This is a genomic window from Actinoplanes regularis, assembly GCF_900188005.1.
Classification (GTDB): Bacteria; Actinomycetota; Actinomycetes; order Mycobacteriales; family Micromonosporaceae; genus Actinoplanes; species Actinoplanes regularis.
The window spans coordinates 139,953-158,622 of the sequence record NZ_FZNR01000019.1 but is presented as its reverse complement, the minus strand read 5'-3'; the positions used below and the strand labels follow the sequence as shown (position 1 = coordinate 158,622).

Here is an 18,670-nt window from a genome sequence, read left to right as displayed (position 1 = left end):
ATCACCATGCTCAACGCGATACGCACGGTCGCCCACAACCGAGACGTCCGGGTACACCTGACCGGAGTACAGCCATACGTCGCCCAGGTCCTGACAATCGCCGGACTGCGCGACCTGCTTTCCGACGAGCGATCTGAGTCCTGAGACGCTGTGACGCATTATTTCCGTCATCGCGTCGCGCGGGATGACAGCGGCATCGGAGTCCGGTTCAGTCGGTCAGGTAGGGCGGGACGCCGGCGGGCAGCCGCATGCCGGTCGCGCCGATCTGCCGGAAGACCACCACCTTGCCCTTGGCCCGGCCGTCCCCGGCGGCCCGCGACCCGAAGTCGAGGGTGCCGGTACCGGCCTTCACCGTGTTGGCCAGCGCCAGGTTCGCGAACTGGGCCTGCACATCGGCGGCGGTCGGCACCGGGTTGCCGAGCGCGGCCAGGCGGGTCGCCGACACGGCCACCGCGATCGCGTCGTGGTAGGACACCGCGTACCCGTCGGAGAGCGACGCCTCCTCGAACCCGGCGCTGAGGAACCACTTGCGGAACGCCGGGTAACCCTCGGGCGTGCCCGGGACACCGTGCGACCAGTCCGGCGCGTCCGCCGACGACGCGTAGATCACCGTCACCTGCGCCTCGTCGAGCAGCTTCACCCGGTCCTGCGCGGCCTGGAAGCCGGTGGCGCCGACCATCACGGTCAGCGGCCGCTGCCGGCACACCCGGTTGGCCAGCGCCTCCGCGAACGCTCCGAAGTCGGCGACGCGCCCGGCGAAGAAGACCGTGTCCAGCGGGGCTCGCTGGTCCTGCACGGCGCTGCAGATGTTCGTCACGATCGGCACGAACACGTTCGCGGTGACCGGGGTGTCCACCGTGCTGCCGCTGAACACCTGCGGGGCGGAGATCAGATAGCTCTTCAGCCGCGTTTGAAAAGCCTCGGTGAGCGTACGCGGGTAGGGGTCGTCGTTCTGGTCGGCGACGATCAGCGCGTGCTTGACCGGCAGGGCCTTCTTCTGGGTCGCCAGCAGGTGTTCGAGCGCGAGCGCGTAGTCGACGTTGCTCGGCGACACACTGTGGAACGTTCTGGCGTTCGCCGCGGAGAGGGAGGTCGCCGACGTCACCGCGCCGATCGAGGGGATCCCGGCATCGGCCAGCGCCCTGGTCATCTCCTCCGTGCCGGAGAAGCTGGAGCCGAGGCCGGCGACCGCGACCACCGGATGCTCCTTGCTGCTCAGCTTGAGGATCGCGTCGCGCAAAGCGGCGACATATTCCTGCCGGGAGCCCTGCTCGACCAGCAGCAGTTCGACACCGGGGGCGTCCGGGTCGAAGAACTCGCGGGTCGAGTTCGCCCGCAGCAGCGCGGTGTAGGCGCCCTCGAGACTGAACCGTACCTGTGCGATCGAGATCGCCGAGCGCTTGTTCGCGTTGGCCGGCACGCCCAGCGGGGTCAGCAGTACGATCCGCACGTACCGGCCGCCCTTGGCGATCATGTCCTGGTTGGCTTGAATGATCTTGTCGACGGCCGGGCGCAGGGTCGCGTCGAGCCGGGCACTGTCGGACACCGGGCCCAGGCACTCGCCGGTGGCGGCGATCAACTCGGGCGCGCAGGCGATGGAAGCGACCGGCGGTGGCGGGACGGGATCGTCCCGCCACCGCACCACGACCAGCAGCGCCCCGAGCGCGATCGCGATCAGGACGGCAGCCGTGTAGAGCACCGCCTTCTTCCCGCCAATCACCGCGTCGCCCCCCGTAGCCGCCGAGTCACAGGTAAACGATTTTCGCTCCACAGTGGCCCGCTTACGCAAGGCTGACCTTGCAGAAGAAGGGAAATCGTTGTCCGTGGGCGGGTCGATTCAGAAGATCCCGGTCAAGGATCCCGCAACCGGCTCCCTCGCTACGGCGTTTCCTGTTTGTGCGCAAAATTGCAGGCTTGATGCTTGTGGTGGCATGCGGCTTCGCTCTCGCCGGATGCGGGAAGGCCGACGACGGCTCCGAACGGATCTCATCCGGCGAAGGCTCCAGCGACTCGCGGGCGGAGTCGCTCATGGAGAGGATCATGCGGGGCCGGCCGGCGGATCGCCTGATGCCGAACGGCGGGCGGCCGGTGGTGATGCCGGACGACGGCGATCAGCTCCGGATGCCGCCGACGCCTGACGCCGGGGGTGCTGACGCCTCGTCCGCCGGCTCCCACCGATCGGCTCCACCGCCGTCCGCGCCACCGCGGCAAGATCCGCCGCCGTCACCGGGGGCGACCTCGGCACCCATCGTGCCGCCACCCGCGCCACCGGTAGCACCCGTCGAGCCGCCGTCCGAACCACCATCGGCGCCCGCAGGGCGGCCGCCCGCACCACCCCGAGCGCCCACCGAGCCGCCACCCGCACCACCCCGAGCGCCCGCCGAGCCGCCACCCGCACCACCCCCACCCGTGCCACCTCGGGTGATGGGGCCGGGGGACACCCCGCCGACGATGAGCCGGGTCGTCGTGGTGAGCCCCGGCATGGGACCGGACACCGTCGCGCCGGGCGTGCAACGGGCGGTCCCGGCGCGACCGGTGATGGGTCCGGACGGCGAGACCTCGATGACGGGCGGCGGTGACACCGGCGGAATGCCGGCCGGTCGCTGATGGCCAAGACGAAACGTCACCAGCGATCCGGTCGCCGCACCTCGCAGACGAAGACGCCCCCGAAGCGGCGCCGGGAACGCGAGTGGCACACGTGGTCACTCGAGAAGTGGATCGCGGTGCTCGGCACGGTGACCAGCGTCGCCGGCGCGCTCGTCAGCCTCGTCTACTGGGCGTGGCCGGGCGCCGCGAAGCAGATCGCCGCGCGCGAGGCGAGCTGCGGCTTCTCCGACCACGGGCGGGTCCTGCTCGACGCGGCCTGGCTGACCGTGCCCGCGGACGCCGCAGCGGATTCGCGGCCCGCGGTGACCGGCGCCTGCAACTCACGTGGCGGCGATCAAGCGGTGACTCGGCGCGCCCGGGGCAGCTATGAGGTCAGGTTGCAGGATCTGGGCGTCGACAGCGGCACGGTCGAGGTGACGGCGGTGTCCGGCGCGCACCGGGTCTGCGGCGCGGGCGGCTGGGGCCGTACGCCCCGGGGCTTGGACCTTCGGGTGCTGGTGAACTGCGTGGACGAGCATGGCGTCCCGGCCGACTCCGGGTTCGCGCTGCGCTTCCTCCAGGCGTTCGCGGGCACCGGAACGCTGGCCTACCTCCGTTACGATCTCGGCGCCGCCACCCCGTTCTTCCCGGCCGCGAACTACAGCTTCAACTCCTTCAACGCCCCCAACTCGGTGGAGCGCCGAGGGAGAGGTGTCTACGAGGCGTACCTCCAGGGCGTGCAGCGCTCGGCCGAGAGCAGGATGCCGGGTGTCGTCAAGGTGACGCCGGTGGGTGACGCCGTCCAGGTGTGCAATCCGGCGGTCTGGTATCCGTACCACCAGGAGACCACCGGCGTGGACTCGATGTTCGTCAAGGTGGAGTGCTTCGACGCCTCTGGAGCACCGGTCGACAGCGGCTTCACTCTCACCTACTCCGTCGATCTGGCCGCTCCGCCGGGCATCATCGTCAAGGGCGCCCAACTGTGGACCGACGATGCGGGTGCGCGCCGCTACACGCCGAACAGCCTGTACCAGTTCACGTCCGCCGGGCGCCTCGCCATGGTCGAGCGCAGGTCCACCGGTGACTACCTGGTGAAGATGCCGGACGCCGCCCTGACCGACGGCGGGCACACGCAGGTCTCCGCCTATCACACCTCCGCGACCTGTCACCCGGACGCGGTCCCGGCGCAACGGGACGGCGCCGTCACGGTCCGGGTCCGATGCCTGGCGTCCGGCACGCCGGTGGACGCCCGCTTCGCTTTGCTCTTCCAGAGCTGACCCCTCCACAATTGCCCTCCCCTGAGAGCGACCGGCAATAGGTTCAAAAACCCCTTTCCCGGTACGGCCGATGGGGTCCCGTGGGCCGTACCGGGAACATGGATCTTGAAGGTCTCTTGCCGGTCGCTCTAAGGTGGATCTTGTGAGTGAGGCGGGAAAATCCGCAGCGCCAAGCCATCGCAGCGTGGCACGATCTCGGAAATGCAGATCAACGAACGCCTGATCAACTGGGCAAGCCTCATCGAGGACGAAACCCTCCAGCAGGCCGAGAAGGCGTCCCGGCTGCCGTTCATCCACCCGCACATCGCCCTGATGCCGGACGCCCACCTGGGCAAGGGCGCCACCGTCGGCTCGGTCATCCCGACGCTCGGGGCGCTGATCCCGGCCGCGGTCGGTGTCGACATCGGCTGTGGCATGGCCGCCGTTCGCACCCAGTACCGCGTCGAGGACCTGCCGCCGAACCTGACGGCGCTGCGGACCTCGATCGAGCAGGCCATCCCCCTGTCGGCCGGCGGCTACAACACCCGCCTGACCGAGTCGGCGCGGCACCGCGTGGAGAAGCTGGCCACCTCCTTCGATCCGGGCCGGTACGCGAAGAACTGGCAGCTGCAGCTCGGTTCGCTCGGCAGCGGCAACCACTTCATCGAGGTGTGCCGTGACGAGAAGAGCCGGGTCTGGCTGTTCCTGCACTCCGGCTCCCGCGGCGTCGGCAACAAGATCGCCAGCCACCACATCCAGGTGGCCCGGAATCTGATGGCGCAGCGGCGGATCGACCTGCCCGACCCCGACCTGGCCTACCTGGACGAGGGCACCGACGAGTTCGCGGCCTACCTGCGGGAGCTGCGCTGGGCCCAGGACTTCGCGCTGGCCAACCGCGACGAGATGATGGACCGCGTGGTCGCCTGCTTCGCCGAGTTCGCCGGCGGGCCGGTGAAGGAGGTCGAACGTGTGCAGTGCCACCACAACTACACCGAGCAGGAGACCCACTTCGGCAAGCGGGTGTGGCTGTCCCGCAAGGGCGCGATCAACGCGGAGAAGGGGGTGCCGGGCCTGATTCCCGGGTCGATGGGCGACGCCTCGTACGTCGTGGTCGGCAAGGGCAACGCGATGGCGCTGAACTCGTCCCCGCACGGCGCCGGCCGGGCGTACTCCCGCACGAAGGCTCGCAAGACCTTCACCCGCGCGCAGCTGCGCGAGGCGATGAAGGGCATCGAGTACCGCGACACGGACGCGTTCCTGGACGAGATCCCGCAGGCCTACAAGCCGATCGACGTCGTCATGCGGGACGCCGCCGACCTGGTCTCGATCCGCCACACCCTGCGCCAGCTGGTCAACGTCAAGGGCGACTGAGAAGCGAGACCCCGCCAGAGGGTTTTCGGTCACCCGGAGGTCGCCGGCCGAGCTTCGGCGGCCGCGGCGCCGTTATGCTGCGGCTGCCGGCCGCCGCATCGTCACGGTCGGGAAACCGCTGCTGAATGGGGGATTTGGGATGACCGACGGCAATTCCGCCGTCGCACCGCGGTTCGAGATCCTCGGCCCGCTCCGCGCCTACCGGGATGCCAAACCGGTCGATCTCGGTCCACCCAAGCAGCAAGGGCTCCTCGCCCTCCTGCTCCTGCACGCCGGCGAGCCGGTGCCGATGGAACGGATCATCGACGCGCTCTGGAGCGGTGACCCGCCGGAGAACGCGGTCGACGTGGTGCAGCGGTGTGTGGGCGCGCTGCGCCGGGCCCTCGACCCGGACCGGACGTCGTTGCTCACGCTGACTCCCGGCGGTTACCTGCTCCGGGCCGGCGACAGCGCCGTGGACGCGGAGGTCTTCCGCGCCGCGCTGGCCCGGGCGCGCGACGCGCACCGGACCGGCGATCTCAACGGGGCGACCGACGAGGTACGCCAGGCGCTCGGCCTCTGGCAGGACGAACCACTGGCCGGACTGACCGGGCCGGTGTTCGAATCCGCGCGCGCCCGGCTCAACGAGGAACGCGCCACCGCCTCGAACCTGCTGGCAACGCCCACCCAAACGGGCACAGCGACGCCCGTCCCCGCCCCGCGAGCCACCGCAAGGCCCGTCCCCGCCCCGCAAGCCACCGCAAGGCCCATTCCCGCCCAGACGGCCGCCGCGGAGCCCGTCCCGGCCGAGCCCATCGCGCCGGACCCCGCCTATCCCGAGCCCGTCGACCCCTGGGCTGGACACCAGCTCTTCCCGCACAGCCCGATCTGATGCCGTGACCGCCTGATTCACCGGCGCTCGGAACCACCACCGAGCCCAGCCAACTCAACCAGCTGGACCCCACAGCCCCATCCCGCGCCCGGCAACCACCACCGAGCCCAGCCGGTTCGAGCGGCTGGGCCTGGTGGTGGTGTCACCCCGGTCTGCCCGGGCGGTCGCTTACAGGGTCGGGTAGTCGGTGTAGCCCTGGTGGTCACCGCCGAAGGCCTTGGCGAGGTCCGGGGTGTTGAACGGGCCACCCGCCGCCAGCCGCGCCGGCAGGTCCGGGTTGGCCAGGAACAGCGCCCCGAACGTGATCACGTCGGCGGTGCCGTCCTCGATCAGGGCGAGCGACTCCGGGCCGGTCGGCTCGGGGTGGGTCAGCGGGTTGAGCAGGAAAGCGGTCGGCCACCGGTCACGCAGGCGGCGGGTCAGCTCACGGTCCGAGGTCTCCATCAGGTGCAGGTAGACCAGGTTGAGCGGGGCCAGCCCGGCGACCAGCGCCGTGTAGAGCTCCTCGACGTCCTCCTCGGCGATGTCGTTGTACGTGTTGGCCGGGGAGATCCGGAAGCCGACCCGGTCCGCGCCGATGGCGTCGGCGACGGCCGTCGCGACCTGCACGCCGAAGCGGACGCGGTCCTCGATCGAGCCGCCCCAGCCGTCGGTGCGCCGGTTGGCGTTGGCGGAGAGGAACTGCTGGACCAGGTAGCCGTTCGCGCCGTGGATCTCGACGCCGTCGAAGCCGGCCGAGATCGCGTTGCGGGCCGCGGTCGCGAAGTCCGCGATGGTCGCCGCGATCTCGTCCTCGGTCAGCTCCTTCGGGGTCTCGAAGTCCCGCAGGCCGCCGGGGGTGAAGATCTGACCGGCCGGCCGCACCGCGGACGGACCGACGGGGACCAGGTCGCCGGGCAGCGTGTCCGGGTGGCTGATCCGGCCGGCGTGCATCAGCTGGGCGAAGATCACGCCGCCCTCGGCGTGGACCGCGTCGGTCACCTCACGCCAGGCGGCGATCTGCTCGTCGGAGTGCAGGCCCGGGGTGTCGGTGTAGCCCTGACCGGCCACGGACGGCTGGACGCCCTCGGTGATGATCAGGCCGGCCCCGGCCCGCTGGGCGTAGTAGGTGGCCATCAGGCTGGTGGGGCTCAGTCCGGGACCGTGGGCGCGGCTGCGCGTCATCGGCGCCATCGCGATGCGGTTGGCCAGCTTGGTGCCGCCGAGGTCGTACCCGTCGAATGCGGTTGCCATGGTTTCGTCCTTCGGTTCCGGGCGAGTTTGTTCATGCCGTGAACAGAAATTAGTTCATGGCATGAACCTCCACAACGCTAGGCTGATGTGATGAGGGGAACGGGGATCGTGACGCAGAAACCGGAATTCGGTGACGTACTGCTGGGTTTGTCTCTGCTCATCCAGCGGCGCTACGCGCAGATCTGCGCCGACCACTGCCTGACCCCCGCGCAGGCCCAGCTGATGTGCACGGTCCGGGACCAGCCGCACCGGATGGCCGACCTCGCCGCCCGGCTCGGCATGGCCAAACCCGCGCTCAGCCAGCTCGTCGACCGCACCGAGCGGCGCGGCCTGGTCCAGCGGGAGACCTCGGCCCAGGACCGCCGGGTGATCACCCTCGCCGCGACGCCGGCCGGGAAGAAGATCGCTGACGCGATGTACGCGGAGGTCGCCGCCCGCCTGCCGGACATCGCCGGCCACCTCTGCGCCGAGGATCAACAGCGGCTGGCCGACCTGACGAGCGCGGTCACCGCCCTGCACCTGCCCGGGCTGATGAGCGGCGAGGGCTGCGGCTGCTGAGCGCTGACGGCGTGTGGTGACAGCGGGTGACACGACGGCGGCCCCGTCCGAACCGGACAGGGGCCGTCGTTTCACGTCCGGGCGCGGGGATCTCCGCCACTCACACCCAGCGGGGTTCCATTGACTGTTGCCACTCAGGACGGCCACCAAACACGTACCGGTGAATTTCCGGCAGGACGGCATTCCGGTCGTTTTCCCATCGAGTCGGCGGGCATCAGGGAGGTAGCCGTCGAAGGAGATGACATGGGCTTCCTGGACAAGATCAAGGCTTTCGCCGACAACCACGATGAGCAGGTCGATCAGGGCCTCGAACAGGCCGGCGAGCAGATCGACGATCGCACCGGCAACAAGTACTCGGAGCAGATCGGCAAGGGTGTGGACGAGGCCCAGCGCCGCACCGGAGACGGCGACACCCGGCAGTGAGATTCACCGCGAACGGCCCCTCCACGAATGGGTACGACAGGGGGCCGTTCGCGTTTCCGCCCGGCGGGTTCTTCAGCGCCGGACCGTGGTGCCGATGATGGCGGCATGTCGTTCATGAGTTCGTCATTTCCGCAGGCCGAGCCCGGTGTCCGGCTCGCCCCGGTCGTGCTGCCGCCGCGCGGCGTGCAGTACCTGGAGCCTGAGCCGGAAGCAGCGGCGGAAACGGACAGACAGGACGAGTCGATCGAGGGCCTCGACGTCCAGCACGCACTGGAAGGGCCCCGCGCTAACATCGCGTGATGTCTGGACGGGCCCACTTCGCGCGTACGGTGCTCGGGCTCGGTGTCGCGCTCGCCGCCGGCTCCGCGCTGCTCTTCGGAGCACCCGCGCAGTCCGGGGAGCCGCAACCGCTCGCGCTCACCACGGCCTGGCCGAACGCGCAGCGTGGCAGCGTCCCGTCGAAACTGCCGGACGGCGGTGAGTACTCCCCCGGGCTGTTCCTGGACGCGCGCACGTCGATCGGGACGGCGCAGAGCCCGGACGGCAAGACCCTGCGCCTGGTGATCCGCGACGGCGACGGCGGGCTCCGGGAGCTACGGAAGGTCGCGGCCGAGCACCGGGCGCCGTTCGCCGGGCTGACCGCCTCCGGGGACACGCTCGTCTGGGTGGAGAGTCTCCGGGGCCGGCAGCAGCTGTGGAGCGCCGGTCTGAACGGATCGCGCCCGGCCCGGATGATCACCGCCGACGTCGGCGCCATGCGGTTCTACGACTCGCAGAACGACCTGGTCATCGCGGACGGAAAGGTGCACTGGGCGGCGAGCGGCAGCGGTGATCAGACCGAGTTCCGCTCGGTGGCCCTGGCCGGCGGGACGGTCACGGTGCGGCGGGAGAAGGGCTCCTGGGGTCTGTCGGCCTGGCCGTGGGCGATCGACGGGCAGACCTCCGGCCGGGGCGCCACGACGCTGCGCAACCTGGCGACGGGGCAGAGCGTCCCGGTGCCGGCGGCGCGCCGGACGGTGACCGCGTGCAGCCCGGCCTGGTGCCAGCTGGTCTCGATCAACGAGGACGGCTACTCCCGCATCGAGCTGGCCCACCCGGACGGCTCCGCCCGCCGCAAGGTGATCGAGGGCGACGTGGGCACGGTGATCACCGACGTGGCGGTGCTGGACCGCTTCCAGGTGCTGGCCCGGATCACCAAGCAGTCCGAGCTCACCGGCAACCAGCAGCTGCTGATCTACGACCTCAGCAATCGGCGTACGGTTCTGATCAGCCCGGACGCGAACAACATCTCCTACCGTGACGGCGTCCTGTGGTGGTCGACCGGCGACCAGTCGTCCTTCGTCCGCAACAGCCTGGACCTGCGTACCGTCTGACCGCACGGCGATGAACCCGCTGCTCAGTCGTATGGCTGCTTCGGCTGGTCGATCTCCTGCCAGGACCTGATCTCGAAGTAGGCGACCTGTGCCTGGTTCACCGGATCCGTCCCGACCTGGTTGCTGTAGACGCCGACCACCTCCACCCAGGAGTCCGGCGGCGTGTCGATCGGGACCCCGGTCAGCCCGATTTTGATCGGCCGGCCGTCAGCGGCGCAGCAGGCCAGCACGATCCGGGCGAGCATCGGCTTGCCGTCCGGGCCGGGCGTGATGAAACCGGTCAGCTTCACGTCGCGGCCGGTCAGGCTGCGCCCGCCGTCGAAGATCGCCCGCGAGGCGTAGTCCAGCAGGGTCACCTCGACCGGATCCCCCTCCGGCAGCGGCGGATAGTCGGAGGCGGCGGAGAGCCCGACGCTTCCCGTCTGACCCGCGGCGAACGAGCCGAGTGCGGGTGGCGAGATCAGCAGCAGTCCCAGCACCGGCAGCAGGAGCAGCCAGCCGACACGCGGCTCGTGATGCCCGTGCCCGTGGCCGTCGTCGTGGCCGTGACCATGGTCGCCGCCGGGTTCGGGTGTGCCTCGCCGGGCGGCGCGCAGGTCGTACCAGATGGTCATCAATGCGGCCGCGACCAGCAGGATCCCGGCGAGGAGGAGGAACGGCCGCAGCCCTTCCTTGACATAGCGGAGGAAGACGTCGGTGACGGTCGCCTTGATGACCGCGCCACCGAACAACAGCATGATCACCGCCTGGGCCATCCGGCTCACAGCAGCATCCCCTCTCGACCGAGCCGGCCGGCCACAGCGCGGCTCACAGCAGCACCAGCCCGAACGCGCTGCCGATGAGGATCGCGGCGACGAAGGTGGCCGGGGCGAAACGCCACGCGAAACGGCGGCCGAAGACCCCGGCCTGCATCGAGATCAGCTTGAGGTCCACCATCGGGCCGACGACCAGGAACACCAGACGCGACGTCAGCGAGAACTGGGACAGCGAAGCGGCCACGAACGCGTCCGCCTCGCTGCAGATCGACAACAGCACCGCCAGCGTCGCCAGCGCGATCACGGAGAGCACCGGGTAGCCGGCGAGGCTCTGCAGCCAGGCCGCGGGGATGACGACGTTGATGGTCGCCGCGGCGGCGGCGCCCAGCACCAGGAAGCCGCCCGCGTGCATGATGTCGTGCCGGCAGGCGGCCCAGAACGCCCGCGCCTTCGACGTGTCGTCGAGATCGGGCCGGTGCGGCAGCCTGATCCACTCGGTCCTGCCGAGGCGCAGCCACAGCCAGCCCATCGAGACCGCGACGACCAGGCTCGCCACCCCGCGGGCGACCGCCATCAGCGGCTGGCCGGGAAAGGCGATCACGGTGGCGGTCAGGACGATCGGGTTGATCGCCGGGGCCGCGAGGAGGAACGCGAGGGCGGCGGCCGGGGTCACGCCCCGCCGGATCAGCGAGCCGGCGATCGGGACGCTCCCGCACTCGCAGCCGGGCAGGATCACCCCGGCGACCCCGGCCGCCGGCACGGCGAGCGCGGGGTGGCTGGGCAGCGCCTTCGCCCAGAAGCCGCGAGGCACGAAGACCGCGATGACCGCGGACAGTACGACGCCGAAGACCAGGAACGGCACGGCCTGCACGAGCACCGACACGAACACCGTCGCCCAGGTCTGCAGGGCCGGCCCGGAGAGCAGCCCGGCGAGCTGGTCGCGGGCCAGCACCAGAAGGACAAGCACGACGGCCAGCACTTCCAGCGAGCCGAGGCCCGAATCCTTCTCCGCGCTCGGTCGCGCGCTCGTCGTGGACGTCGTCACCAGCTCCCCCATCGTCTCCCGGGCGGGTTAGAAGCTACCTGGCGCTCCCGGCCGGACCACCATCGGCAGAGCCCGCGCGTTGACGAACCAGTGACATATCTGAAACATTGAATGCCTTCGTCAGCAAGAAGTAAGCAGAACATCGAAAATTTCCACTTCTGCATTGGAAAATCGCACCTCCGAGCACCCTCCCATCCCCTCGGCGCACGTCCACGCGCCAGTCCGACAGGACGGACCTCATGAAGCCGATCTCCCTCAGCCGAAGGCTGGTCAGCGTGGCCCTCGCGGCCGGCCTGGCCGTGCTCGGCCTGTCGCCGGTGGCCGCGCAGGCGGCCGGCGGGCCCAACCTCGCGCTCGGTAAGCCGGTCACCGCCAGCGGCGCCCTCGGGGCGCAGCCCGCGTCCGCCGCCAACGACGGCAACCCGAACTCCTACTGGGAGAGTCCGAACAACGTCTTCCCGCAGTGGATCCAGGTCGACCTCGGCGGCAGCGTCGCGATCGACCAGGTGACCCTGAAGCTGCCGCCCGCCACCGCCTGGGCCACCCGCACCCAGACCCTGAGCCTCCAGGGCGGCACCGACGGTTCGACGTTCAGCACGCTCTCGGCCTCGGCCGGACGGGTCTTCAACCCGGCGACCGGCAACACTGTCACGATCAATTTCACGGCGGCGACCGTCCGGTACGTCCGGGTGCACATCACCGCCAACACCGGGTGGCCGGCCGGACAGCTGTCCGAGCTGGAGATCTACGGGGTGGCCGGGCCGACCGATCCCGACCCCGACCCGCCGACCGGGACCGACCTCGCCGGTGGCAAGGCGATCGAGGCGTCCTCGGCCACCTTCAACTTCGTGGCGACCAACGCCAACGACGGGAACGTCGGCAGCTACTGGGAGTCGGCCGGGTTCCCCTCGACCCTGACCGTGAAGCTCGGTGCCGACGCGAACGTCACCGGCGTCGTGGTTAAGCTCAACCCGGACCCGGTCTGGGGCGCGCGGACGCAGAGCATTCAGGTGCTCGGGCGGGCCGGGGCGGCCACCGGGTTCACCGAGATGAAGGCGCGCGCGGACTACGGGTTCAACCCGTCCGGCAATCAGAACTCGGTGACGATTCCGGTCAGCGGGACGGCTTCGGACGTACGGCTGCAATTCTTCAGCAACACCGGCGCGCCCGGCGGCCAGGTCGCCGAGATGCAGGTGATCGGGGCCTGGGCCCCGGCGCCGGACCTGGTGGTGACGTCGACGACCTGGAGCCCGGCGGCCCCGGACGAGACGTCGGCGATCACCCTGACCGCGGTCGTCCGTAACTCGGGCACCGTGGCCTCGGCCGCGACCCGGCTGGACTTCAAGCTCGATGGCACCGTCGTGGCCGGCGCGGACGTGCCCACCCTGGCGGCCGGCGCCACGGCGACGGTCACCGGCAGCGTGAGCGCGCGGGCGCAGGGCAGCTACACCGTCGCGGCGACCGTCGACCCGGCCGGCACCGTGGCCGAGTCGAACAACGACAACAACACGTTCACCGCGACCGCGCAACTGGTCGTGGCCCAGGCGCCCGGCCCGGACCTGCTGGTCACGGCGCTGAACACGAACCCGGCCAACCCGGCGGCCGGCGCGGCGGTCAGCTTCACCGCCGGTGTGCAGAACCGGGGCACCAGCACCGCGGCCGCCAGCACCACCCGGGTCGTCGTCGGCGGCACCACGCTGACCGGGGCCACCCCGTCGATCGCGGCCGGGGCCAGCACGACCGTGACCATCTCCGGGACCTGGACCGCGACCAGCGGCGGCGCCACCGCCGTCGCCACCGCGGACTCGGCCGGCGTGGTCGCGGAGACCAACGAGAACAACAACACGCTGTCGAAATCGATCGTGGTCGGGCGCGGCGCCGCGGTGCCCTACACCGAGTACGAGGCGGAGGCCGCCCGCTACCAGGGCACGCTGCTGCAGGCCGACGCGCTGCGGACCTTCGGGCACACCAACTTCGCCTCCGAGTCCTCCGGCCGGCAGTCGGTACGCCTGAACAGCACCGGCCAGTTCGTCGAGTTCACCTCGACCAACCAGGCCAACTCGATCGTGGTCCGCAACTCGGTGCCGGACGCCCCGAACGGCGGCGGCCAGGACTGGACCATCAGCCTGTACGTCAACGACGTGTTCAACCGGAAGCTGACGCTCAGCTCACGCAACAGCTGGGTGTACGGCACCACCGACGACACCGAGTCGCTCTCCAACACCCCGATGGCCGACGCCCGGCGCCTGTTCGACGAGTCGAACGCGCTGCTGGGTCAGTCGTACCCGGCGGGCACCCGGTTCAAGTTGCAGCGCGACTCGGGTGACTCGGCGAACTTCTACATCATCGACCTGATCGACCTGGAGCAGGTCGCGCCGGCGCTGAGCCAGCCGGCCGGCTGCGTCTCGATCACCACCTACGGCGCGGTGCCGAACGACGGGCTCGACGACACCGCCGCCATCCAGCGGGCCGTGACCGACGACGAGAACGGCGTGATCCCCTGCGTCTGGATCCCGGCCGGCCAGTGGCGGCAGGAGCAGAAGATCCTCTCGCCGGACCCGGCCCGCGGCCAGTACAACCAGAAGGGCATCCGCAACGCCGTCATCCGCGGCGCCGGCATGTGGCACACCCAGCTCTACACGAACACCCAGCCGCAGCAGGTGACCGGCAACATCAACCACCCGCACGAGGGGAACGTCGGCTTCGACATCGACGACAACACCCAGATCTCCGACCTGGCGATCTTCGGCAACACGCAGAACCGGGCCAACCGGGGGCACGGTCTGAACGGCCGGTTCGGCCGGAACACGAAGATCAGCAACGTGTGGATCGAGCACGTCAACGTCGGCGCCTGGGTCGGCCGCGACTATTCGGACACGCCCGCCTACTGGAATCCGGGCGACGGCGTGGAGTTCACCGGAATGCGGATCCGCGACACGTACGCCGACGGCATCAACTTCTCCAACGGCACGCGCAACTCGCGGGTGTTCAACTCCTCGTTCCGGACCACCGGTGACGACGCGCTGGCCATCTGGGCCAACCCGTACGTCAAGGACCAGAACGTGGACATCGACCACGACGACCACTTCGTGAACAACACCGTCCAGCTGCCGTGGCGGGCGAACGGCATCGCCATCTACGGCGGCTACGGCAACTCCGCCGAGAACAACCTGGTCTACGACACGGCGAACTACCCGGGCATCATGCTGGCGACCGACCACAGCCCGCTGCCGTTCTCGGGCACCACGCTGATCGCCAACAACGGCCTCTACCGCACCGGTGGCGCGTTCTGGAACGAGGACCAGGAGTTCGGCGCGATCACCCTGTTCCCGTCCACGAAGGACATCACCGGCGTCACCATCCGGGACACGGACATCATCGATTCGACGTACGACGGAATCCAGTTCAAGAACGGCGGCGGCAACATGCCGAACGTCGCCATCACGAACGTCCGCATCGACAGGTCGAACAACGGCGCCGGAATTCTCGCGATGAGCGGCGCCCGCGGCAACGCGACCCTGTCCAACGTCACCATCACCAACTCGGCCGACGGCAACATCGTCACCCAGCCGGGCTCCCAGTTCACCATCTCCGGCAGTTGATCAGCACGGGGTGGCCGGGCGCGAAGAACCCGGCCACCCCACCCATGTTTGGTGGATCGAACAATATCGAACATCAGTCACCGCATATTGACTCGTTCGATCAGAGCGGCGTAATTTCCGAAACATCGATGACTCGACGTCCGTCGATGTCTCTCGCTCCGTCCTCCACCGATGGGAGCAACTTCACCATGCTTAGAAAGCGCTCTCTCACGCTCCTCCTCTCCGCCGCGATCAGCCTGGTCGCCGGCCTGCTCGCGGCGCCCGGCCCGGCCAACGCGGCCGGTACGCTGCCCTGCGACCTCTACGCCGCGGCGGGCACGGCCTGCGTCGCCGCGCACAGCACCACCCGCGCGCTGTTCGGCGCCTACAGCGGCCGCCTCTACCAGGTCACCCGCGCCTCCGACGGCGCCACCCACGACATCGGAACCCTGGCCGCCGGCGGTTACGCCAACGCGGCCGACCAGGACTCCTTCTGCAACGGCAGCACCTGCCGGATCACCAAGGTCTGGGACCAGACCAGCCGGCACAACGACCTGTCGATCGCGCCGGACGGCGGCGCCGGCAGCGGTGACCGGGGCGCGGACGCGAGCGAGATCGCGGTGACGGCCGGCGGCCACAAGGTGTACGGCCTCTGGGTCTCCCCCGGCGTCGGCTACCGCTACACCGGGGTCGCCTCCGGCGTCGCGGTCAACGGCGCGCCCGAGGGCGTCTACATGGTCGCCAGCGGCACCCACGTCGGCTCCGACTGCTGCTTCGACTACGGCAACGCCGAATCCACGCCGTACGACACCGGCAACGGCCACATGGACGCCGTCAGCATCGCCACGACCTGCTACTTCGCGCCGTGCCAGGGCTCCGGTCCGTGGATCGAGGCCGACCTCGAGAACGGCATGTTCCAGGGCGGCAACGGCTCGAACCCGAACCCGGGCAACAACTCGGCGTTCGTCACCGCCGTTCTGAAGAACAACGGCCAGACGACGTACGCCCTCAAGGGCGGCAACTCCCAGTCGGGCGGCCTGACCACCTGGTGGAACGGCTCCCTGCCGACCGACAAGCCGGGCTACAAGCCGATGCACCAGGAGGGCGGCATCATCCTCGGCATCGGCGGCGACAACAGCAACCGCAACCGGGGCACCTGGTTCGAGGGCGCGATGGTCGCCGGCTACCCGACCGACGCGGCCGAGAACTCGGTACAGGCCAACGTGGTCAGCGTCGGCTACTCGGGCCAGACGAACGTCCCGAACGGCCCGGCCGGCACCGTCACCGGCCCCGGCGGCAAGTGCCTGGACGTCGCCGCCGACGACACCGGCGCGAACGGTGCCGCCGTCGCCATCTGGGACTGCCAGACCTACGCCGAGGACCAGCACTGGACGCACTTCCCGGACAACACGCTGCGTACGATCAACCGCTGCCTGGACATCAACGGCAACGCAACCGCCAACGGCACCCAGGTCGAACTCTGGGACTGCAACGGCGTCGGCGGCCAGAAGTGGGTCCAGCAGGCCGACGGCTCACTGCGCAACCCGCAGTCCGGCCGCTGCCTCGACTCGCCGAACGGCAACACCGGCAACGGCACCCGGATGCAGATCTACGACTGCAACGGCAGCGCGGCGCAGAAGTTCGCGGTCAACGCCGGCGGCATCGTCGGCAGCACGGGCGGCAAGTGCGTCGACGTCGCCGGTGACGACAACGGCGGCAACGGCACGGCCGTGCAGATCTGGGACTGCCAGACGTACTCGGTCGACCAGCACTGGTTCCACCAGTCGAACGGCGCGCTGCGCACGCTCGGCCGCTGCCTGGACATCAACGGCAACGCAACCGCCAACGGCACCCAGGTCGAACTCTGGGACTGCAACGGGGTCGGCGGCCAGGTCTGGCAGCAGCAGGCTGACGGCTCACTGCGCAACCCGCAGTCCGGCCGCTGCCTCGACGCACCGAACGGCAACACCGCCAACGGCACCCGCCTGCAGATCTACGACTGCAACGGCAGCGCCGCACAGAAATTCGCACTGAGCTGACACCCGGCCGGGCCGGCATCCGTGCCGGCCCGGCCGGTTCAGGATTGCCGGACGGTGGTGACGAAACGGTTTACCTCGGTGCGAAGCACTTCGGCCAGCTGGGACAGGCCGGCGGTGGTGCCCTGTCCACCGTCGACCGCGGCGGCGATCCCGCTGACCAGGTTGTGCATCTCACGGAGATTTTCGGTGACCGCCTCGAGAACCTCGACCGCGTCACCGGCCGCGGACTGCACGGCGGTGACCCGCTCGACGATGTCGTCCGAGGCGGTGGCGGTCTCCCCGGCCAGGGTCTTGACCTCGCTGGCCACGATGCTGAAGCCGCGGCCGGCCTCCCCGGCACGGGCGGCCTCGATGGTGGCGTTGAGTGCCAGCAGCTTCGTCTGGGCCGCGACCTGGGTGATCAGGTGTACGGTGCGGCGGATCTCGTTGGAGGCCTGGTGGAGCGAGCCCACGGTGGCGCGTCCGCGTTCCGCGCCCTTGACCGCTCCGGTGGCGAACTCCGCCAGATCGTGGGCCGAGGCGCCCATCTCGGTGGCGGCCGTGGCGACCTGCTCGCTGACCGTCAGCACGGCCGATTCGAGTTCATCGGCCAGCGTATGGCGGGCACGGTCGGCGTCGGCCAGGCGCTGTGCGTCGGCGCTCATCCCCGCCACGGCGGTGTTGATGATCGTGACGCTGTTCGCGTAGGCGCCGGGCATGCCGCGGGGCAGGAACCGGCGGTGGAAACGTCCTTCGGCGGAGGCGGTCAGGGCGGCACCGGACTCACGGACGAACGCGTCGGTCACGTCGAGCAGGCGGTTGATCTCCCGCCGGGCGGCGGCCGCCTGCGGGCTGTCACCGAGCTGCGGTACCCGGGCCTCCAGGTCGCCGTCGGCGGCACGGGCCACAATCTCGGCCAGGACCGCCAGCGCCTGTGTATCTGCCTGCTCCTGCCCGATGTCGGACCTGCGGCGGCTCATGCCCTGACCCCTTCATTGGTGATTTCCCACACGTACCGGTCGTAGGTCTGGCCACGCTCGGCCAGCAGGTCCTGGAGCAACTGCCAGGACGCGGCCAGACCGGCCTGCCCGCCGAGTCGCTGTTCCTCGACGCGCAGCCGCTCGTAGAGCGCCGCGGCAGCCTTGACCGCGGCAGGGGCCGGCAGCCGCCGGGACGAGTGGTAGCCCACGATCCGGCCGTGTGTGTCGAAGGAGGGGGTGACATGGGCCAGAACCCAGTAGGCGGCGCCGTCGCTGGCGAGGTTCACCACGTACGCGAAGATCTCCTGGCCCGCGGCGAGCGTCTCCCACAGCAACTTGAAGATCGCCTTGGGCATGTCGGGATGCCGGATGATGTTGTGCGGCTGGCCGATGGCCTCGTCCTCGGCGAAAACCGAGATCCGCAGAAAGACGTCGTTGGCGTACGTCAGCCGGCCCTTGAGATCCGTCTTCGTCACGATCAGCTCATGCGCGCCGAAGGTGCGCACCTCGCCGGTCGGCCGTGGCGCTGTTTCCCGCACGGTCTCTCCCTCGCCGTCGTGACCGCCTGAGGCGGCGCGAATCTCACTTCCTCCGGTTATTTCGGAAAGAACACGGCACCA

General features: G+C 69.9%; 16 protein-coding genes. 10 read left to right on the top strand and 6 right to left on the bottom strand.

Annotated elements, in window-relative coordinates:
- Positions 1–208: 208 nt before the first annotated feature.
- Complete coding sequence (locus tag CHC09_RS34985) at positions 209–1,720, bottom strand: type 1 periplasmic-binding domain-containing protein (RefSeq protein ID WP_143232777.1); 1,512 nt, start codon at positions 1,718–1,720, stop codon at positions 209–211.
- A gap of 731 nt (positions 1,721–2,451) precedes the next feature.
- Between CHC09_RS34985 and CHC09_RS46765 the strand changes: the two genes are divergently transcribed.
- The 4 genes from CHC09_RS46765 to CHC09_RS34965 all read left to right on the top strand — a co-directional run bounded on the left by CHC09_RS46765 (position 2,452) and on the right by CHC09_RS34965 (position 6,084).
- On the top strand, positions 2,452–2,607 hold the full coding sequence (locus CHC09_RS46765) for a hypothetical protein (RefSeq protein WP_179277414.1): 156 nt from the start codon (positions 2,452–2,454) through the stop codon (positions 2,605–2,607).
- Positions 2,607–3,863 carry a hypothetical protein gene (locus CHC09_RS34975; protein WP_089297540.1) on the top strand — a complete coding sequence of 419 codons (1,257 nt, stop codon included), beginning with the start codon at positions 2,607–2,609 and terminating at the stop codon, positions 3,861–3,863. The genes CHC09_RS46765 and CHC09_RS34975 overlap by 1 nt, the downstream gene beginning before the upstream one ends.
- Before the next feature lie 201 nt (positions 3,864–4,064).
- Positions 4,065–5,213: an RtcB family protein gene (locus CHC09_RS34970; RefSeq protein ID WP_089297539.1), complete on the top strand. Its 1,149-nt coding sequence runs from the start codon at positions 4,065–4,067 to the stop codon at positions 5,211–5,213.
- A 139-nt stretch (positions 5,214–5,352) separates the two neighbouring features.
- On the top strand, positions 5,353–6,084 hold the full coding sequence (locus CHC09_RS34965) for an AfsR/SARP family transcriptional regulator (protein WP_089297538.1): 732 nt from the start codon (positions 5,353–5,355) through the stop codon (positions 6,082–6,084).
- Between the two features lie 168 nt (positions 6,085–6,252).
- On the opposite strand, the gene CHC09_RS34960 is transcribed toward CHC09_RS34965, so the two are convergent.
- Entirely contained in the window at positions 6,253–7,317 is a 1,065-nt protein-coding gene (locus tag CHC09_RS34960; RefSeq protein ID WP_089297537.1) for an alkene reductase, read from the bottom strand.
- A 90-nt stretch (positions 7,318–7,407) separates the two neighbouring features.
- On the opposite strand from CHC09_RS34960, the gene CHC09_RS34955 reads away from it, so the two are divergent.
- The 4 genes from CHC09_RS34955 to CHC09_RS34940 all read left to right on the top strand — a co-directional run bounded on the left by CHC09_RS34955 (position 7,408) and on the right by CHC09_RS34940 (position 9,671).
- Positions 7,408–7,875, top strand: a complete 468-nt coding sequence (locus tag CHC09_RS34955) for a MarR family winged helix-turn-helix transcriptional regulator (RefSeq protein WP_089297536.1) — start codon at positions 7,408–7,410, stop codon at positions 7,873–7,875.
- Positions 7,876–8,118: 243 nt separating this feature from the next.
- Positions 8,119–8,298 (top strand): antitoxin, encoded by a 180-nt coding sequence (locus CHC09_RS34950; protein WP_089297535.1) that lies wholly within the window; start codon positions 8,119–8,121, stop codon positions 8,296–8,298.
- Between the two features lie 105 nt (positions 8,299–8,403).
- Complete coding sequence (locus CHC09_RS34945; RefSeq protein ID WP_089297534.1) at positions 8,404–8,598, top strand: hypothetical protein; 195 nt, start codon at positions 8,404–8,406, stop codon at positions 8,596–8,598.
- The gene (locus CHC09_RS34940; protein WP_089297533.1) at positions 8,598–9,671 is read left to right on the top strand and encodes a hypothetical protein; all 1,074 of its coding nucleotides are present in this window, start codon (positions 8,598–8,600) and stop codon (positions 9,669–9,671) included. Before CHC09_RS34945 ends, CHC09_RS34940 begins: the two co-directional genes overlap by 1 nt.
- 23 nt (positions 9,672–9,694) lie before the next feature.
- Here the strand turns inward: CHC09_RS34940 and CHC09_RS34935 are convergent, their stop codons facing one another.
- On the bottom strand, positions 9,695–10,426 hold the full coding sequence (locus CHC09_RS34935) for a TIGR03943 family putative permease subunit (protein WP_425320681.1): 732 nt from the start codon (positions 10,424–10,426) through the stop codon (positions 9,695–9,697).
- A gap of 52 nt (positions 10,427–10,478) precedes the next feature.
- Positions 10,479–11,483 carry a permease gene (locus tag CHC09_RS34930; protein ID WP_089297531.1) on the bottom strand — a complete coding sequence of 335 codons (1,005 nt, stop codon included), beginning with the start codon at positions 11,481–11,483 and terminating at the stop codon, positions 10,479–10,481.
- A gap of 227 nt (positions 11,484–11,710) precedes the next feature.
- Here CHC09_RS34930 and CHC09_RS34925 point away from each other — a divergent pair, with 227 nt between their 5' ends.
- Complete coding sequence (locus CHC09_RS34925; protein WP_089297530.1) at positions 11,711–15,073, top strand: CARDB domain-containing protein; 3,363 nt, start codon at positions 11,711–11,713, stop codon at positions 15,071–15,073.
- 188 nt (positions 15,074–15,261) lie between these two features.
- On the top strand, positions 15,262–17,091 hold the full coding sequence (locus tag CHC09_RS34920) for an arabinofuranosidase catalytic domain-containing protein (RefSeq protein WP_089297561.1): 1,830 nt from the start codon (positions 15,262–15,264) through the stop codon (positions 17,089–17,091).
- A gap of 38 nt (positions 17,092–17,129) precedes the next feature.
- On the opposite strand, the gene CHC09_RS34915 is transcribed toward CHC09_RS34920, so the two are convergent.
- On the bottom strand, positions 17,130–18,050 hold the full coding sequence (locus CHC09_RS34915; protein WP_089297529.1) for a methyl-accepting chemotaxis protein: 921 nt from the start codon (positions 18,048–18,050) through the stop codon (positions 17,130–17,132).
- Positions 18,047–18,589: a PAS domain-containing protein gene (locus CHC09_RS34910; RefSeq protein ID WP_089297528.1), complete on the bottom strand. Its 543-nt coding sequence runs from the start codon at positions 18,587–18,589 to the stop codon at positions 18,047–18,049. Before CHC09_RS34910 ends, CHC09_RS34915 begins: the two co-directional genes overlap by 4 nt.
- Between the last annotated feature and the right edge of the window lie 81 nt (positions 18,590–18,670).

Excerpts from the sequence above, each read along its gene's own strand:
- CHC09_RS46765 (WP_179277414.1), top strand. The coding sequence starts at position 2,452 with ATGAGCCGGGTCGTCGTGGTGAGCCCCGGCATGGGACCGGACACCGTC.
- CHC09_RS34975 (WP_089297540.1), top strand. The coding sequence starts at position 2,607 with ATGGCCAAGACGAAACGTCACCAGCGATCCGGTCGCCGCACCTCGCAG.
- CHC09_RS34970 (WP_089297539.1), top strand. The coding sequence starts at position 4,065 with ATGCAGATCAACGAACGCCTGATCAACTGGGCAAGCCTCATCGAGGAC.
- CHC09_RS34965 (WP_089297538.1), top strand. The coding sequence starts at position 5,353 with ATGACCGACGGCAATTCCGCCGTCGCACCGCGGTTCGAGATCCTCGGC.
- CHC09_RS34960 (WP_089297537.1), bottom strand. The coding sequence starts at position 7,317 with ATGGCAACCGCATTCGACGGGTACGACCTCGGCGGCACCAAGCTGGCC.
- CHC09_RS34955 (WP_089297536.1), top strand. The coding sequence starts at position 7,408 with ATGAGGGGAACGGGGATCGTGACGCAGAAACCGGAATTCGGTGACGTA.
- CHC09_RS34950 (WP_089297535.1), top strand. The coding sequence starts at position 8,119 with ATGGGCTTCCTGGACAAGATCAAGGCTTTCGCCGACAACCACGATGAG.
- CHC09_RS34945 (WP_089297534.1), top strand. The coding sequence starts at position 8,404 with ATGTCGTTCATGAGTTCGTCATTTCCGCAGGCCGAGCCCGGTGTCCGG.
- CHC09_RS34940 (WP_089297533.1), top strand. The coding sequence starts at position 8,598 with ATGTCTGGACGGGCCCACTTCGCGCGTACGGTGCTCGGGCTCGGTGTC.
- CHC09_RS34935 (WP_425320681.1), bottom strand. The coding sequence starts at position 10,426 with ATGGCCCAGGCGGTGATCATGCTGTTGTTCGGTGGCGCGGTCATCAAG.
- CHC09_RS34930 (WP_089297531.1), bottom strand. The coding sequence starts at position 11,483 with ATGGGGGAGCTGGTGACGACGTCCACGACGAGCGCGCGACCGAGCGCG.
- CHC09_RS34925 (WP_089297530.1), top strand. The coding sequence starts at position 11,711 with ATGAAGCCGATCTCCCTCAGCCGAAGGCTGGTCAGCGTGGCCCTCGCG.
- CHC09_RS34920 (WP_089297561.1), top strand. The coding sequence starts at position 15,262 with ATGCTTAGAAAGCGCTCTCTCACGCTCCTCCTCTCCGCCGCGATCAGC.
- CHC09_RS34915 (WP_089297529.1), bottom strand. The coding sequence starts at position 18,050 with ATGAGCCGCCGCAGGTCCGACATCGGGCAGGAGCAGGCAGATACACAG.